This window comes from Myxococcus sp. NMCA1, assembly GCF_026810205.1.
GTDB classification, from domain to species: domain Bacteria; phylum Myxococcota; class Myxococcia; order Myxococcales; family Myxococcaceae; genus Myxococcus; species Myxococcus xanthus_A.
Genome location: NZ_CP113950.1, coordinates 6,548,544 through 6,564,953, shown reverse-complemented (window position 1 = coordinate 6,564,953; position 16,410 = coordinate 6,548,544). Strand labels below are relative to the sequence as shown.

The 16,410-nt window shown below is 69.3% G+C and carries 14 protein-coding genes and 1 pseudogene; 6 read left to right on the top strand and 9 right to left on the bottom strand.

The genetic code is table 11. The features are described from left to right. Positions 1 to 51 precede the first annotated feature (51 nt). Positions 52 to 1,361: pseudogene (locus OZ403_RS26905) on the bottom strand (amidohydrolase). Between the two features lie 140 nt (positions 1,362 to 1,501). Here OZ403_RS26905 and OZ403_RS26900 point away from each other — a divergent pair. Beyond that, positions 1,502 to 2,830: a DUF418 domain-containing protein gene (locus OZ403_RS26900; RefSeq protein WP_140876485.1), complete on the top strand. Its 1,329-nt coding sequence runs from the start codon at positions 1,502 to 1,504 to the stop codon at positions 2,828 to 2,830. Between the two features lie 97 nt (positions 2,831 to 2,927). Beyond that, positions 2,928 to 4,256: a DUF418 domain-containing protein gene (locus OZ403_RS26895; protein ID WP_268782123.1), complete on the top strand. Its 1,329-nt coding sequence runs from the start codon at positions 2,928 to 2,930 to the stop codon at positions 4,254 to 4,256. 77 nt (positions 4,257 to 4,333) lie between these two features. Here OZ403_RS26895 and OZ403_RS26890 read toward each other — a convergent pair whose 3' ends face one another. The 4 genes from OZ403_RS26890 to clpB all read right to left on the bottom strand — a co-directional run bounded on the left by OZ403_RS26890 (position 4,334) and on the right by clpB (position 10,600). Continuing rightward, positions 4,334 to 5,719: a di-heme oxidoreductase family protein gene (locus OZ403_RS26890; RefSeq protein ID WP_268782122.1), complete on the bottom strand. Its 1,386-nt coding sequence runs from the start codon at positions 5,717 to 5,719 to the stop codon at positions 4,334 to 4,336. A gap of 466 nt (positions 5,720 to 6,185) precedes the next feature. Then, the gene (locus OZ403_RS26885; protein WP_268782121.1) at positions 6,186 to 7,202 is read right to left on the bottom strand and encodes an LLM class flavin-dependent oxidoreductase; all 1,017 of its coding nucleotides are present in this window, start codon (positions 7,200 to 7,202) and stop codon (positions 6,186 to 6,188) included. 10 nt (positions 7,203 to 7,212) lie between these two features. Then, positions 7,213 to 7,896, bottom strand: coding sequence for a hypothetical protein (locus OZ403_RS26880; RefSeq protein ID WP_268782120.1), 684 nt, complete (start codon positions 7,894 to 7,896; stop codon positions 7,213 to 7,215). A gap of 79 nt (positions 7,897 to 7,975) precedes the next feature. Further along, positions 7,976 to 10,600 carry an ATP-dependent chaperone ClpB gene (gene clpB / locus OZ403_RS26875; protein ID WP_268782119.1) on the bottom strand — a complete coding sequence of 875 codons (2,625 nt, stop codon included), beginning with the start codon at positions 10,598 to 10,600 and terminating at the stop codon, positions 7,976 to 7,978. Positions 10,601 to 10,727: 127 nt separating this feature from the next. Here clpB and OZ403_RS26870 point away from each other — a divergent pair, with 127 nt between their 5' ends. Continuing rightward, positions 10,728 to 11,363, top strand: coding sequence for a hypothetical protein (locus tag OZ403_RS26870; RefSeq protein ID WP_237079831.1), 636 nt, complete (start codon positions 10,728 to 10,730; stop codon positions 11,361 to 11,363). Between the two features lie 6 nt (positions 11,364 to 11,369). Here the strand turns inward: OZ403_RS26870 and OZ403_RS26865 are convergent, their stop codons facing one another. Genes OZ403_RS26865 through OZ403_RS26855 form a run of 3 tightly spaced genes read right to left on the bottom strand, consistent with a single transcriptional unit; the run spans position 11,370 to position 12,702 of the window. Further along, the gene (locus OZ403_RS26865) at positions 11,370 to 12,011 is read right to left on the bottom strand and encodes a hypothetical protein (RefSeq protein WP_140794227.1); all 642 of its coding nucleotides are present in this window, start codon (positions 12,009 to 12,011) and stop codon (positions 11,370 to 11,372) included. Continuing rightward, a complete protein-coding gene (locus tag OZ403_RS26860; protein ID WP_140794226.1) occupies positions 12,008 to 12,322 on the bottom strand; it encodes a DUF1844 domain-containing protein in 315 nt (104 codons plus the stop codon). Before OZ403_RS26860 ends, OZ403_RS26865 begins: the two co-directional genes overlap by 4 nt. Then, on the bottom strand, positions 12,319 to 12,702 hold the full coding sequence (locus OZ403_RS26855; RefSeq protein ID WP_140794225.1) for an RNA polymerase subunit sigma: 384 nt from the start codon (positions 12,700 to 12,702) through the stop codon (positions 12,319 to 12,321). The genes OZ403_RS26860 and OZ403_RS26855 overlap by 4 nt, the downstream gene beginning before the upstream one ends. A gap of 92 nt (positions 12,703 to 12,794) precedes the next feature. Here OZ403_RS26855 and thiE point away from each other — a divergent pair, with 92 nt between their 5' ends. The 3 genes from thiE to thiD are packed head-to-tail and all read left to right on the top strand — an operon-like array spanning position 12,795 to position 14,973. Further along, on the top strand, positions 12,795 to 13,451 hold the full coding sequence (thiE, locus tag OZ403_RS26850) for a thiamine phosphate synthase (RefSeq protein WP_268782118.1): 657 nt from the start codon (positions 12,795 to 12,797) through the stop codon (positions 13,449 to 13,451). Positions 13,452 to 13,471: 20 nt separating this feature from the next. Further along, a complete protein-coding gene (locus tag OZ403_RS26845) occupies positions 13,472 to 14,236 on the top strand; it encodes a gamma-glutamyl-gamma-aminobutyrate hydrolase family protein (protein ID WP_140876479.1) in 765 nt (254 codons plus the stop codon). Next, complete coding sequence (gene thiD / locus OZ403_RS26840; RefSeq protein WP_140799421.1) at positions 14,233 to 14,973, top strand: bifunctional hydroxymethylpyrimidine kinase/phosphomethylpyrimidine kinase; 741 nt, start codon at positions 14,233 to 14,235, stop codon at positions 14,971 to 14,973. Before OZ403_RS26845 ends, thiD begins: the two co-directional genes overlap by 4 nt. 12 nt (positions 14,974 to 14,985) lie before the next feature. On the opposite strand, the gene dnaB is transcribed toward thiD, so the two are convergent. Next, a complete protein-coding gene (gene dnaB, locus OZ403_RS26835; protein ID WP_140794221.1) occupies positions 14,986 to 16,353 on the bottom strand; it encodes a replicative DNA helicase in 1,368 nt (455 codons plus the stop codon). Positions 16,354 to 16,410 lie beyond the last annotated feature (57 nt).

The following is a 16,410-nucleotide window of genomic DNA, read 5'->3' as shown; positions in this document are numbered from 1 at the left end:
GTCGCCGAACAGGTGCCGGCCCGGGGCAAGGCGCTGAGCGCTTCCCGGCCATCACGGCTTGTCGAGCAGCTCCAAGGCGGCGATGGTCAGCGTGGTGACGCCCGTGCGCAGCGTGCGCTCGCGGTCCGGCGCGAAGAGGGGCGAGTGCATCGAGGGCAACGCTGTCCCCGCGGCCTTCGCCTGGGCGTATTGCCGCGGCTCGGTGGAGCCGAGCCAGAGCATCACGGCGGGAACGCCCGCTCGTCCGTACTCGGAGAAGTCCTCGCCGCCCATGACGGGAGGCGCCTCCTGGAGGTTCTTCTCGCCCAGGACGCGGGACACCGCGCCCACCAGCCTCCGGGTGAGTGCGGGGTCGTTGAAGGTGGAGGGCGTGCCCTCGGTGATGGCGATGTCGGGTGGACGGGGCGCGCCGGAGGCCATGGCCTCCGCCTTGGCGATGCGCTCGATGCCGTCCAGCAGGGCCTTGCGGACCTCGGGCTTGTACGAGCGCACGGTGAGGTGGAGCTTCACGTCATCGGGGATGATGTTGTGCTTGGTGCCGCCATGAATGGCGCCGACCGTCACCACCGCGGGCTCCAGCGGGTTCTTCTCGCGGCTGACGAGCGTCTGGAGCGACAGCACGACGCGCGCCGCCATCACCACCGGGTCCACGGTGGTGTGGGGATAGGCGCCATGTCCCCCCTTGCCATGCAGGGTGATTTCAACGCCGTCCACGCTCGCCATCGCATAGCCGGGGGTGAACTCCACCGTGCCCGCCGCGGCGGTGTTGACGTGGAGCGCCACCGCGAAGTCCGGCTTGGGGAAGCGCTTGAAGAGGCCGTCCTGGAGCATCTGCCGGGCGCCCGCGCCCACTTCTTCGCTGGCTGGCCCACCAGCAGCAGTGTTCCTCGCCACCGGTCCTTCGAACGGGCCAGCAGCGTGGCCGTCCCCAACAACGACGTCATGTGCACGTCATGGCCACACGCGTGCATGACCGGGTTGGTCGCGCCCGCAGCGTCCTTCGCCTTCTGCTTGCTCGCATAGGGCAGGCCCGTCTTCTCCTCCACGGGCAGCGCGTCCATGTCCGCGCGCAGCATCACCGTGGGGCCCTGACCGTTACGGAGCAGGGCCACGACGCCGTGTCCGCCCACCTTGGACGTCACCTCGAAGCCGAGCTTGCGCAGCCGGTCGGCCAGCTTCGCCGCCGTCTTCGCCTCCTGGTTGGACAGCTCCGGCGTCTGGTGCAGGTCGCGATAGAGCGCGTCGAGCTCGGGGTAGAGCGCGTCGAGGCCGCCCAGGACGGGAGGTGTCTCCGCGGCGAGCGCGAGGCCGCCGGGCACGGCCAGTGAGATGAGTAGGGGGAGCAGGTGCGAAACTTTCACAGGGCGGACTCCTGTCCGACGGGGGAGCGGGGCGCCACTACAGCACACCCGCCATGTCGGCAGGGGGCAGGCCCGCATGTCCCGCCGTCCAGGATTGGGCGGAATTGACGGCAAGTCGGCGGAGCGTGTCTGCTTCGTGCATGTCCGAATCGAGTCCGCTCCCGGCGAGCACCGCTCCTGGCGCGAGTCCCGTGGATGCCTCCGAACGAGTCATCTTGCTGGATGCACTCCGGGGCTTCGCGCTGTGGGGTGTCTTCGTCTCCAACAGCCTCATGTGGCTCAGCGGCCGGGCTTTCATGCCGCGCGAGGCGGCCGCGCCGCTGGAAGCGTCAGGGCTGGAGCAGGTGGTCAGCGGAATCTACCAGCTCTTCGTGACGCAGAAGTTCATCTCCATCTTCTCGTTTCTCTTCGGCCTGGGCTTCTCCATCCAACTCGCCCGGGCGGAGGCGCGGGGCGTCTCCGCGGTGCCGCTCTACAGCCGGCGGTTGCTGGTGCTCTTGGGCATCGGCCTGGCGCATGCCCTTCTGTTGTGGACGGGGGACATCCTCCACACCTACGCGATGGTGGGCTTCCTGCTGATGGCCTTCCGTGCTCGCGCCAACCGCACGGTGCTGTTCTGGGCGCTGGGGCTTGTCACCGTGATGCCATTCCTGGTCCCCGCGGCCATTCGCTACGCCCCCATCCTGCTGAACGGCGCGGAGGCCGCGGCCGAGGCCGTGAAGGCCAGTCAGGCCAGGGATCGGGTCTTGAAAGCCGACACCCTGGCGGCGCTGTCGAGCGAGTCGTTCTGGACGGCGCAGGTGGGCAACGCGCGCTTCTTCCTGGAGAATCTGGGGGGCGGCTTCCGGCGCGTGCTCTGGATGAGCCTCATCCTCGGGCGCTTCCTTCTGGGCCTGCTGGCGGGCCGTCTGCTCCTGCTCCAGGACGTGGCGCGTCACCGCGCGTTGCTTCGCCGGACTCTGGCCTGGGGCCTGGGTGTGGGGCTGGCGCTCAATGGGAGCGGGCTCGTGCTGTATCGCCTGCGCAAGGCTGGCGTGTTGGAGTGGGATCCGCAGGGGCCCTGGATGATGCTCCTCAATAGCCTCCAGGAGCCGGGCTACATCGCCATGGGCGCGGCCTACGTGGCGGCCTTCGCGCTGCTCTTCCAGCGCGAGCGCTGGCGCCGCTGGCTGGGCGTCCTGACTCCGGTAGGACGCATGGCGCTGACGAACTACCTGATGCAGTCCGCCGTGAGCATCTGGATTTATGACGGCTGGGGGCTGGGCTTCATCGGCAAGCTGCCGCCGTCGCGCATCGTCGTCATCTGCTGCATCGTCTTCGCGGCGCAGGTGGTGCTCAGCCACCTGTGGCTGTCTCGCTTCCGCTTCGGTCCCGCGGAGTGGCTGTGGCGCTCACTCACGTATGGCAAGGCCCAGCTCATGCGACGTCCAGCCGGGGACGGTGACGCGCCCGGTGTCGCGGCCTCCTGACGCGAGGCGCAGGGCGCGGGCTCAGAGCGACTTGAGGCAGGACAGCCGGTCATGCGCCGGATTGACGCCCAGGTGGCGGAGCGCGTCTGCTTCACCCATGTCCGAGCCTGGTTCTCCCGTGGAAGCGGCCCTCCCCGGGGCGCGCCCGGTGGAAGTCTCCGAGCGCGTCGTCTTGCTGGACGCCCTCCGTGGCTTCGCACTGTGGGGCGTCTTCATGTCCAACAGCCTCATGTGGCTCAGCGGCAGGGTCTTACTGCCTCCGGATGTGGCGAAGGCGCAGTCCGCACCCTGGCTGGAGCAGGTCGTCGGCGCCCTCTTCCAGCTCTTCGTGGCGCAGAAGTTCATCGCCATCTTCTCCTTTCTTTTCGGGCTGGGATTCTCCATCCAGTTCGCGCGAGCGGAGGCTCGTGGCACCTCCCTGGTGTCGCTCTACCGTCGCCGACTGTTGGTGCTCCTTGGCATCGGCATCGCGCATGCCCTCGTGTTGTGGACGGGGGACATCCTCATCAGCTACGCGCTGGTGGGCTTCGTGCTGATGGCCTTCCGGGCCAGCTCCAACCGCAAAGTGTTGTTCTGGGCGGTGGGCCTCATCACCGTGATGCCGTTCCTGGTTCCCGCGGCCATCCGCTATGTCCCCGTTCTGCTGCACGGCGCGGAGGCCGCGGAGGCGGCGGTGAAGGCCACCCAGGCCCGGAACCTGGCTCTGTTCGCGGACACACTGGCGGCGCTGTCGAGCGACTCCATCTGGACGACGCAGACGGGCAACGCGCGTTTCTTCCTCTCGTTCTTCGGGCGTGAGTACCGTCAGGTGCAATGGCTGAGCCTCATCCTGGGGCGCTTCCTGCTCGGCTTGCTCGCGGGGCGTCTGTTGCTGCTCCAGAACGTGGAGGCCCACCGCCCGCTGCTGCGCAGGATTCTGGGGTGGGGCCTGGCCGTGGGCCTGGTCCTCAATGGCACCGGCTTCGTATTGTATCGCTTGAACGCCGCGGGCGTGCTGGCGTGGGAGCCTCGGAGCCCCGCGATGCTGGTGCTCAACGGGCTCCAGGAGCCGGGCTACATCGCCATGGGCGCGGCCTATGTGGCGGCCTTCGCGCTGCTCTTCCAGCGCGAGCGCTGGCGTCGCTGGCTGGGCGTCCTGACGCACGTGGGCCGCATGGCGCTGACGAACTACTTGATGCAGTCCGCGGTGAGCATCTGGATTTATGACGGCTGGGGGCTGGGCTTCATCGGCAAGCTGCCGCCGTCGCGCATCGTCGTCATCACCTGCAGCGTTTTCGCGGCGCAGGTGGTGCTCAGCCGCCTGTGGTTGACGTACTTCCGCTTCGGCCCCGTGGAGTGGCTGTGGCGCTCGCTCACGTACGGAAAGGTCCAGCCCATGCGGCGGCTCGTGGGCGAGGGTGGTGGTGCCGGCGTCAGCGCATCTTGATGCGCCGGGCTCAGCCCATGCGGCGGCTCGCGGGTGGCGGCGCCACCCGCGTCAATGCCGCTTGAGCCGCCGGGGGCTCAAAGCGAGCCGAGGAAAGCGAGCAGCGCCTGTCGGTCCGTGGGAGGCAGGCGCGTGTAGCGCTCCTGGGCCGGCGCGGCCTCGCCGCCATGCCACAGCACGGCCTCCTCCAGGTTGCGCGCCCGCCCGTCATGCAGGAAGCGGGTGTGGCCATTCACCGCCTTCACCAAGCCGATGCCCCACAGCGGCGGCGTGCGCCACTCGGTGCCGCTGGCGAGTCCATCCGGGCGGTCATCCGCGAGCCCTTCGCCCATGTCGTGCAGCAGTAGGTCCGTGAAGGGGCGGATGAGCTGGCCGGACAGCTCGGGGAATCCGGGCACGTCCTCCGTCGCGAAGGGCGTGGCCACGTGGCACCCCGAGCAGCCAATGGCGCTGAACACCGCTTTGCCGCGAAGGACATCGGCGGCTTCCCAGTCCCTGCGCTTGGGGACGGCGACCAGACGCGCGTAGATGAGCAGTGAGGCCAGCTCCTGGGGACTGACCTCGGGTGGGACGGCGTCGTGCGCTTCACGTCCCTGCTCGCGAGGGAACAGCTCCGTCGTCAGTCCCATGTCAGTGACGAGCGCGTGCGCCACCTGCTGATGCAGCGTGGGTTGGTTGGCCTTCCAGCCGAAGCGCCCCAAACGCGTCTGTCCCGTCGCGGCGTCCTTCACGCGGTTGGCCCGGCCGGAGATGCCATCCTGGTCGCGGTCCTCGACGTCCTCGTGGGCCAGCAGCGCGCTCTCGGGAATGGCTTCGAGCAGGCCGAGCCCGTGGTTGGCGGGCGCGACGCGAGGCGAGAAGCGCGTCCCTTCGCCGATGGGGCCCTTGGACAAGCCGGTGAACTGGTAGCGGGGGCGGTGCAGTGTGAAGGACTCTCCAGTGGCGAACCGGCCGGTGACTTTCTCGTACGTCACTTTGACGGAGCCCTCCGCGCCGGCGCCGTCCACGTGGCGCACGTCGAGCTGTGCGCCGTATACCGGATGGGGACCCCGTCCGTCCGGTCCGCTCAGTTGGAACGCGAGGGAGACCGGCGTCTCGCTGGGGGACGCAGGCGGCTGGCCGCGGCCATCCTTCACGTGGCACGTCATGCAGGAGGGCGCGTTGAACAGCGGCCCCACCTGGATGGGGCCGTCTACGTCCGTCCAGTCACGGCCGAAGACACGCTTGCCCGCGTGGAAGTCCTCCCAGCGCGTCCGCGGCATGTTCATGGGCGAGCGGCCGAAGGCATTGCGTCCCGGGTCCGGCACGGAGCCTCGTCCACCCGAGAGTTCCTCACCCGGCTCGGCCGTGGTGGGCAGGGCGCCCAGCTCAAGCGGTGGAGGCTGCTGGTGCGTGCTCGCCCAGACTGCGGCGAGCGCGAGGGCTCCGACGGGAATGCCGAGAAGGTACAGCCGCCTGCGCATCGAGAGGTCTCCTGCGGAAAATCCTACTCGCTTCCCGTGGCGCGCTCCGAGGCGAAGCACGCCGTCCACGTCCGCACGGCGTGCACCTCGCGCGCCATGAGGAGCAGGGTCAGTCTGCCCCCTGTGAGGAACAGCGTCCGAGCGCGCGAACCGAGGGGCCCTGTAGCGCATTCCGTTACAGGTCCCTGGCGTGTGTGTCGTTCATCGCTACAGGCACGATGTTCCACGCTCCACGTAGCGGGAGCGTGGTGCCGTTGCGGCGCGGAGACACCAAGGTCGTGGCGCCGCTGCGCTGAGGCGGCATTCGCAAACGGCGCGATCGGGGCCGCCCGGAATCAGCGGCCATGAACCCCGTGGACCGCGCCTTGAGCCGCAACGCCGCAGATGGGGTCCACGCTGGCTGCGGTGCAGAATGCCGACGGCGTATCGCATGTCGGCCGTGGTGCAACGCGCCCGCGACGCCGCATCAGGCCGTCCGCGCCGCTTCGGCCTCGGAGAGCTTCTTGTGCGCCTGTGCAGTCAGTTCGAACGAGCGCAGCCGCGCGGCATGGTCGTAGACCATTCCCGTCACCATCAGCTCATCGACTCCCGTGAGTCGAATGAACGACGCCAGGCCCTGCTGAACGGTGTCGGGCGCGCCGATGATGGAGTACTTCAACGCATGGTCGGCGCTCGCGCGGTCCACGGGCGAAGCCACGGAGTCGATGTCATCGACCGGAGGCGGCAGCTGACCGGGCGTGCCGCGGCGCAGGCGGATGAACTGCTGCTGCACGGAAGTGAAGAGGCGCTGTGCCTCCGCATCCGTATCCGCCGCGAAGACATTCACACAGGCCATGGCATAGGGCCGCTCAAGCGACTCGGACGGCTTGAAGCGCTCCCGGTAGATGTCCAGGGCCTGAAGCAGGGCATCCGGCGCGAAGTGGGAGGCGAAGGCGAACGGCATGCCCAGCATCGCCGCGAGCTGCGCGCTGAACAGGCTGGAGCCGAGCAGCCAGATGGGCACCTTCAAGCCCGCGCCCGGCACCGCCTGGATGAGCTGCCCCGGCTCGGTGGGCTCGAAGTACGACTTCAGCTCCACGACGTCCTGGGGAAAGGTGTCCGCGCTCGCCGCCAGGTCCCGCCGCAGGGCGCGCGCCGTCAGCATGTCCGTGCCCGGCGCCCGGCCGAGCCCCAGGTCGATGCGCCCCGGGTAGAGCGTCTCCAGCGTGCCGAACTGCTCCGCGATGATCAGCGGCGCGTGATTCGGCAGCATGACGCCGCCCGAACCCACCCGGATGCGCTTCGTCCCCCCGGCCACGTAGCCGATGACCACGGACGTCGCCGCGCTGGCGATGCCCGTCATGTTGTGGTGCTCGGCCAGCCAGAAGCGCTTGAAGCCCCAGTCCTCCGCGTGCCGTGCCAGGTCCAGCGTGTTCCGGAGCGCGTCGGCCGCGGTGGAGCCCTGCGTGACGGGCGAGAGGTCGAGGACGGAGAAAGGAATCATGGGGCCCCTACTAACGCCGTCCCTGGGGCCTCCGCTTGCCCATGAACAGGGTGTGCCGCGTCCCCTTGGTGCCATGGGCAGCCGGGTGCAGCACCTGGACGGTGAAGCCCGCCTGTTCCATGCGGCGCTCGAAGGCGGGGGAGGGCCCGGCGCTCCACACGCCCAGTACGCCACCTGGCCGCAGCGCCTGGACGGCGTGTGCCAGCCCCACGCGCCCATAGAGGCCGTGGTTGTCGGGGTGGGTGAGGGCGGTGGGCCCGTTGTCCACGTCGAGCAGGATGACGTCATAGGTCCCGGACTGCCGGGCCATGTGCTTGCCCACGTCGAGCTCCACCACGGTGACGCGCGGGTCCTCCAGGGGCGCCCCGGCCAGCGGCGCGAGCAGCCCCCGGTTCCACGTCACCACCACGGGGAGCAGCTCCGCCACCGTGACACGCGCGTCGGGACCCAGCCGGTCCAGCACCGCGCGGGTGGTGTAGCCAAAACCCAGCCCCCCCACGAGCACCCGGACGCCGCTCCGGCCCGCCAGCCCTTCACAGCCGGCGTCCGCCAGCGCTTCCTCGGAGCCGTGCTGCCGGCTGGACATCAGCGTCTGTCCCCGCACGCGGAAGACATACTCGTCTCCGCGCCGGACCAGGGTGACTTCCCCCACGTCCGGGACTTCTGCGCGCTCCAGCGTCTCCCAGGGCTTCATGACCGGGGCTCTTCGCGCGGGATGCGGCCCGGCGTCAAGCCATGACGCCGGGCCGGGGCACATCCGTGGACGCCCGGGCTCAGGCCGAGCGCTTCACGTTCTTCGAGGTGTCCACCAGCACCTTGGCGAAGGTGAGTCCGTCCGGGCCCGCATCCGCCTGGATGTGGTCGCCCGGGACGAACTCGCCGCCCAGGACCTTGAGGGCCAGGGGGTCCAGCAGGTTCTTCTGAACCGCGCGCTTCAGGGGCCGCGCGCCGTACGTCGGGTCGTAGCCGCGCTCGGCGAGCAGCTCGCGCGCCTTCTCCGTCAGCTCCAGCGTCAGCCGCTTGTCGGCCAGCAGCTTGGACAGCCGCGCCAACTGCAGGTCCACGATGCGGTAGATGTCCTTCTTCCGCAGCGGCTCGAAGATGACGACCTCGTCCACGCGGTTGAGGAACTCCGGCCGGAAGTGCGCGCGCAGCGCGTCCATCACCTCGTTGCGAGTGCGCTCATCCAACTCCTCCTTGCCGGCCATGCCGGCCTGGATGTCCTGCGAACCGATGTTGGACGTCAGGATGAGCACCGTGTTCTTGAAGTCCACCGTGCGGCCCTGACTGTCCGTCAGCCGGCCCTCGTCGAGAATCTGGAGCAGCACGTTGAAGACGTCGTGGTGCGCCTTCTCGATTTCGTCGAAGAGGACCACCGTGTACGGCCGCCGGCGCACCGCCTCGGTGAGCTGGCCGCCTTCCTCGTAGCCGACGTACCCCGGAGGCGCGCCCACCAGCCGGGCCACGGAGTGCTTCTCCATGTACTCGGACATGTCGATGCGGACCATGGCCGAGTCGTCATCGAAGAGGAACTCCGCCAGCGCCTTGGCCGTCTCCGTCTTGCCCACGCCCGTGGGGCCCAGGAAGATGAACGAGCCGATGGGGCGGTTGGGGTCCTGCAGTCCGCTGCGCGCGCGGCGCACGGCGTTGGACACCGCCTCGATGGCGCTGCGCTGGCCAATCACCCGGTTCGCCAGTCGGTCCTCCATGTGGACCAGCTTCTGGACCTCGCCTTCCATCAGCCGCGAGACGGGGATGCCCGTCCACTTGGCCACCACCTGCGCGATGTCCTCCGCGTCGACTTCCTCCTTGAGGAACTTCTGGTTCTTCTGCAGCTCGGTCAGCTTCTCGTTCTGTGCCTTCAGCTCCTTGTCGAGCGAGGGGATGACGCCGAACTTCAGCTCCGCCGCGCGGTTCAGGTCGCCCTGACGCTCGGCCGCCGCCTGGTCGTTCTTCGCCTTCTCCTGCTTCTCCTTCAGGCCGCGGATGGCGCCAATGGCCGTCTTCTCCGCGTCCCAGTGCACCTTGAGCGCGTTGAACTTCTCGCTCAGGTTGGCCAGCTCCTTCTCAATCTGGCCCAGGCGCTCCTGCGAGTGCGGGTCCGTCTCCTTGCGCAGGCCCTCCCGCTCAATCTGGAGCTGCGTCATCTTCCGGCGCACGTCGTCCAGCTCGGTGGGCATGGAGTCGATTTCGATGCGCAGGCGGCTCGAGGCCTCGTCGACCAGGTCGATGGCCTTGTCCGGCAGGAACCGGTCCGCGATGTAGCGGTGGCTCAGCGTGGCCGCGGCCACCAGGGCGTTGTCCTGGATGCGCACGCCGTGGTGCACCTCGTAGCGCTCCTTCAGGCCGCGGAGGATGCTGATGGTGTCGTGCACGCTCGGCTCGCCCACCAGGACGGGCTGGAAGCGCCGCTCCAGCGCGGCGTCCTTTTCGATGTGCTTGCGGTACTCGTCCAGCGTGGTGGCGCCGATGCAGTGCAGCTCACCGCGCGCCAGCGCCGGCTTGAGCATGTTGCCCGCGTCCATGGCCCCTTCGGCCTTGCCCGCGCCCACCAGCGTGTGGAGCTCGTCGATGAAGAGGATGACCTCGCCCGCGGCGTCGGCAATCTCCTTGAGGACTGCCTTGAGGCGCTCCTCGAACTCACCGCGGTACTTCGCGCCGGCCACCATGGCGCCCAAATCCAGGGACACCAGGCGCTTGTTCTTCAGGCCCTCCGGCACGTCGCCGTCAACGATGCGCCGCGCCAGTCCTTCCGCGATGGCCGTCTTGCCCACGCCGGGCTCGCCGATGAGCACCGGGTTGTTCTTGGTGCGCCGGCTCAGCACCTGGACGCACCGGCGGATCTCCTCGTCACGGCCGATGACGGGGTCGAGCTTGCCGGCGCGCGCCGCCTCCGTGAGGTCGCGGCCGTACTTCTCCAGCGCCTGGTAGGTCGCCTCGGCGTCCTGGCTCGTCACGCGCCCGGAGCCCCGGACGTCCTTGAGTCCGGACAGCACGCGCTCCCGCGTGACGCCCGAGGACTTCATCACCTCGCCCACCGCGCCCTTGTCGTGCGTGAGCGCGAGCAGCAGGTGCTCCGAGGAGATGAACTCGTCCTTGAGGGACTTGGCCTCGTCCTCGGCCTTGTCGAAAGTCTTGAGCAGCCGCTGGCCGAGCATCGCGCTCTCGCCCCCCTGCATGCGGGGCAGCTTCTGGAGCGCTTCGCCGAGCCGCGCGGCGAACAGCTTCACGTCTGCCCCGATCTTCCGGAGCAGGGGGTCGACGATGCCGTCCTTCTGGCCGAGCAACGCAGCGGCCAGGTGCTCGGGCTCGTACTGCGGATTGTCCGCCCGACGGGCCAGGGTCTGACCCTCGTGGATCGCCTCCTGCGCCTTCACTGTGTACTTGTCGAGTCGCATGCCTCCAACGTAAGAGTCGGCCACCCCTTGGCAAGCAGCGCACGTGGCGCGGCGTTTCCGTTCGCCTGAAATTGTTTGGACTCCTGGTAACCACCTGCTTTTCAAGGTGCCGGAGTTGCCAGCGGGTATGATGCCGGGTATAGGCGGCGCCCAATCCCCTGGGGGGCTGACACTGCAAGCGCACGGCGGATATCTCCTACGACTCGAAAGCTTCGGCGGCCTGGAGCTGCTCCGGCTGGCGCGTGAAGCGCTGGCGCTGGACGGTGCGATGGGCGCGACGGGGCTGAAGGTGTCCGTCAACCGGCGCCGCAAGGTGGTCCGTCTGGCGTACGTGGCTCCCTTCACGGAGGGACGGCAGGGCGCACACTGGTATGCGGCCCACCATGCGCTCCCCCGACTGCTCTCCCGGGCGACGAACGCCGCCGTCCAGGCCTACGTCTATGATCCAGACGAAGGCGAGCAGGTCATCGCGTACGGCAACGGCCGGCGCGTGGGCGGCGAGCGGGTCGTCTACGAGGACGTGGAGCTCCCGGTGCCGCTGGACCAGATGGACGACGCGGCCTTCAAGCACATGCAGGAGCGCTGGCCGGTGGGCCACCTGGCGTACGTGTTCGGCCTGACGCGCAAGGAGCTGCTGCGGCTGCCGCGCGTGGCTCCGGGCCACGAGCTGGAGTTGGAGGGCCGTGACGCAGAAGGGGCCGCCGTCCTGGAGGCCCTGCTGCCGACCTGCCAGGTGACGCTGCCGGAGTCCGACGCCCTCTGAGAAGGGCTACTCCTCCTGCGGCCCGTCCTGCACGGCCATGGCCTCGCGGACGCCCTGGCTGCGGAAGTACTGCCCCAGGAGCGCGAAGGTGCCCGCCACCACCACGGTGCCGAAGATGGCGCTCCCCGTGCCCATCGCGCTCAGGATTTCGCGAGAGGCCTCGACGGTGATGTCCGGTGGGAACTCGGGCATCTTGCTCATCGGCTCCGCCAGCGCCGCGAACAGGCGCTGCTTGGCCACGGACATCTGCGCGCCGTCGATGGTGCGCAGCCCGGCGGCGATGATGGCCGCGCGGCTCAGGACCCGGCGCATGGCGTCGCGCGGCAGGTTCTCCGGACTCAGCATTCGCGCCGCGGACACGCTGACAAAGGCGCAGGCCACGGCGAGCAGGCCCAACAGCACCGCGCGCGGTTCCCGCATGGGCTCCAGCGCCGCGTAGTAGACCTCGAAAATCTTCGGGTCGAGTGCCGGGGCGCCGGGAATCCGAGGCAGCTCCTGCTCCATCCGGAGCGAGCGCGCTTCGTAGAAGTTCGCCATCTCGACGGCTTCCATCAGCGCTGCCCAGCCCGTGAGGATGGAGAGCACGAGGCCCACGATGGCGGCGAAGCGGATGCCGCCGGGCAGGCCCTTCCTACCGGAGTGCTTCACCGCTTGGTCGCCTCCACGTAGCGCAGGCGGAGGTCCGCGAGCAGCCCGTCGAAGAGCTTCTCTTCCTCGGCCGTGAGGTTGCCCCGCGTCTTCGCGCGCAGCATGGACAAGAGGTCCAGGTTCTGCCGGGCCAGCGGCAGGTCCTTCGCCGTCTGACCCGTTTCAGGATTGGGCGCACCTCCCAGGTGGATGAGCACCGCGGTGCCCAGCCCCACGATGAAGGTGCTGAAGGAAATCGACTCCTCGGACGCGGAGCGCGCTTCCCCCCGCATCACGAAGGTCTCGCCGCGCTTCTCGTCCCCGGAGCTCATGCGGAGACCGGCCCCTCGTCGTCGGGGGTCTCGTTCGAAGCGGTGGCGGCATCGTCGTCGCCCTCGTCCTCGTCGTCCTCGTCGTCCTCACCGGCCTCGGCGGCGTCGCCATCCGTCGACTCGGCGGCGGCGGAGGTCTCGGCCTCGTCGTCGGACGTATCGTCGTCCTCGTCCTCGTCCTCGTCGTCGAAGTCATCCTCTTCGTCGTCGAAGTCGTCGGCGTCGTCGAGCATGAGCGTCTCAACGGGGACGGACTTCTCCGCCACGTCGGGCAGGCCCTGGAGGTGGCGCTCGTACTCCACCTCGTCGAGCTGGCCTGAGCGCACGTACCGCTCCACGGTGCGCTTATCGAGGTACTTCGGGTCCGCCGAATCCGCCATGGTTCAAATCCTCAGAATTGCTTGGAAAACAGCGCGGCACCTTATAGCAGGGTGGCCATCTGTCAACGCCGCCGTCCCGCCTTCCAGAGCCGATGAACGCACCGTCCCGCCCGTACCTTCCCCGCGGTCCCTACCTGTTGTGCGACGACTCCGTCCTGCCGGAGATTTCACTGGTGGACAAGGCGGCTCGCCTGGTGGCCGGAGGGGCCCGGGTGGTGCAACTGCGCATGAAGCGCACCCCGGTCCGTGACGCGCTGGCCGCCACGCGGCAGGTGGTGGCGCTGTGCCGCCGGGAAGGCGCGCTGTGCCTGGTGAATGATCGGGTGGACGTGGCGCTGCTGGCGGACGCGGACGGCGTCCACGTGGGTGACGAGGACGTGCCCACCGAGGATGCGCGCGCGCTGCTGGGGCCTGGCCGTCTGGTGGGCGTCACGGTGCGAGACGTGGTGGGCGCGCGGGCGGCACAAGCGGCGGGGGCGGACTATGTGGGCCTGGGGCCCATCTTCCCCACGTCGACGAAGCAGGTGCCCGCGCCGGTGCTGGGCCTGGAGGCCTTCGCGGCCGTGGTGCGCGACAGCCCGCTGCCCGTGGTGGGCATTGGTGGGGTGGGGCTGGCGAATATCGCGAGCGTGGCGGCGGCCGGGGCGTACTGCGCGGCGGTGGTCTCCGACGCGCTGCTTGCCGCGGATATCACCGAGCGTGTGAGACAGCTGGCGGACGCGTTTGAACAGGGGCGCTTCGGGGCATAGCCTCGAAGCCAGGAGCCTCCATGAACACCCATTCGCGTCACCACGGGCCGGCGCCGCGCCGCCCCAACATCGGCATCACCCCGGACTGGAGTCCGGCTGGAGAACAGCCCTTTGCTCGCTACGAGCTGAAGGTGCCGTACGCGGACGCCGTCCTGCGCGCGGGCGGGCTGCCCTTCGTGTTGCCGTACTCGGACGAGCCAGCCTGCGTGGAGTCCTACCTGGACCGCATCTCCGGGGTGCTCGTCACGGGCGGCGCGTTCGACATCCCTCCGTCGGCCTACGGCGAAGACGCGCGCGAGGGTCTGGGGGCGCTGAAGGAAGGGCGCACCTCTTTCGAGGCGGCGCTCATGCGCGGCGCGCTCAAGCGCAACATGCCGGTGCTGGGCATCTGTGGCGGCATGCAGCTGCTCAACGTCATCCTGGGCGGCACGCTGTACCAGGACATCGGCCGTGAGGTGGAGGGCGCGCGCGAGCACGAGCAGAAGCACGACCGCACCCACCCGCAGCACCCGGTGGACGTGAAGAGCGGCACGTTGCTGGCGGAGGCGGTGGGGCATGGCCAGCTGATGGTCAACTCCACCCACCACCAGTCGGTGCGCGGCGTTGGCAATGACGTGACGATTACCGCGGTGGCGCCGGATGGCGTGGTGGAGGCCATCGAGTCCTCCGTGCACACCTTCGCCGTGGGCGTGCAGTGGCACCCCGAATACATGTCCACGACCATTCCGGTGCACGTGGGGCTCTACAAGGCGTTCGTGCAGAAGGCGCGCGAGCACCGCCGGTGAGCGCCCGCGTCCTCCTGCTGGCCGGGCTGGAGCCCACGGGACGGGCGGGGTTGTTGGCGGACGTCGCCGCGGTGCGCGCGCTGCGGGGCCAGCCGGTGGCGGTGCCCACCGCGCAGACGGCGCAGGGTGTCCGCACCTTCACCTGGACGGCCTCGCCGCCGCGCGTGCTATCCGCCCAGGTGGCCGCCGCGCGCGAACTGGGGCCGGTGCATGCGGTGAAGTGCGGCATGGTGCCCGCTCGCGCGCAGCTCGAGGCCGCGCAGCGGGCCCTGGAGGACACGGGCGCGTGGTGGGTGGTGGACCCGGTGGTGCGCACCTCCCGGGGCGAGCCGCTGACGCGCCTGTCCGCACGGGCCTACCTGGCCCTGGCCGCGCCGCGCGTGGTGCTCACGCCGAACCTGGATGAAGCGGGCTGGCTGCTGGGACGACCCGTCGCGCGCACGGTGGAAGAGGCTGTCGAGGCCGCGGAGGCACTGGCACGGCACGGCTTTGGCGCGGTGCTGGTGAAGGGCGGGCACTTGCCGGACACGCAGGGGCTGGCGGACGTACTGGCCACACCGGGCCGCGTGCGAGTGCTGGAGGGCAAGAGGCTGGCGCGTGCCCCCGGACGCCGGGGCACCGGGTGCCGGCTGGCCTCCGCGCTGGCCACGGAGCTGGGGCGGGGCCGTACGCTGGAGACGGCGGTGCGCTCGGCCCGCGCGCTGGTGGTGCGCTACCTGCGGACCGGCGCGGAGTAGGGTGGGGCCGCGCTAATCGGTCCTCGACCGGCTCTCGAAGCGGGTGAACTCGGCCAGGAACACCAGGTCGATGGAGCCGATGGGGCCGTTGCGCTGCTTGGCGACGATGAGCTCCACGGGGATGACGGTGCTCGACTGCTGCGCCGGCTGCCCGTCGGGGCCCTCGTCAGTCGTCTCACGGTGGATGAACATCACCACGTCGGCGTCCTGTTCGATGGAGCCGGACTCACGCAGGTCCGACAGCAGGGGTTTGCCGTCCTTGCGGTCCTCCACCTTTCGACTGAGCTGACTGAGCGCGATGATGGGCACCTCCAGCTCCTTGGCGAGCTGCTTCAGTGCGCGGGAGATTTCGGCGACCTCCAACTGGCGGCTCTCCACCTTGCCCTTCTGATGCATGAGCTGGAGGTAGTCGATGACGATGAGCGACAGGCGCGGGTCGCGCTGCTTCACGCGGCGGGCCTTGGCGCGCAGGTCGAACGGGGACAGGCCGCCCGAGTCGTCGATGTAGATGGGCGCGTTGTAGAGCGCGCCCGCCATCTCCTGGAACTTCTCCTCGTCGTGCGGCGTCAGCCGGCCGCCGCGCAGCTTCTTCATGTCCACGCGCGCGGTGGAGGCCAGCAGACGCATCAGCAACTGGTCGGCGGGCATTTCGAGGCTGAAGATGCCGACGGCCTTGTTCTCCTTCAGCGCCGCGTGCACCGCGATGTTCATCGCGAAGGACGTCTTGCCGATGCCGGGACGCGCCGCGAGGATGATGAGCTCGCCGGCGTGCAGGCCGGTGAGCTGGTTGTCCAGGTCGATGTAGCCGGTGGACAGGCCCGTGATGCCCGTGGCCGCCGCCTTCATCTTGTCGAGCAGGTCGAGCGTGTGCTCCATCAGCTCGCTGACCGGGCGCAGGTCGCCCTCGCGCTTCTTCTCCGCGAGGAGGAACACCTTGCGCTCGGCCTCGTCGAGCAGCACCTCCAACTCGCCCGTCTCCTGGCTGGCGAGGTCCTGGATCTCCCTGCCCGCCTGGGCCAGGCGGCGGCGGATGGCCTGGTCCTTGACGATTTGCGCGTACTGGACCGCGTTGGACGCGATGGGCACCACCTGGTCCAGACGCATCAGGTAGGCCGGGCCGCCCACCGACACCAGGTGGCCCAACACCTTCAGCTCCTCGGCCAGCGTCAGGTGGTCCACCTGTCTCGACTGGCCGTCGAGCTTCAGCATCGCCTCGAAAATCTGGGCGTGTGCGGGGCTGGAGAAATCCTCTGGGTGGACGACCTCGCCTACCGCGGCGATGAGCGTGTTATCCGCCAGCACAGCGCCCAGCACGGCGCGCTCCGCGGCGAGGTCCTCGTGGACCTTCCGACCCTCTCTGAACTCGTGGACGTTCTCCATGGCAGCCCGCCCACTCTACAGGCAGGGCTGACACAACCAAATTTGCTACCACAGACC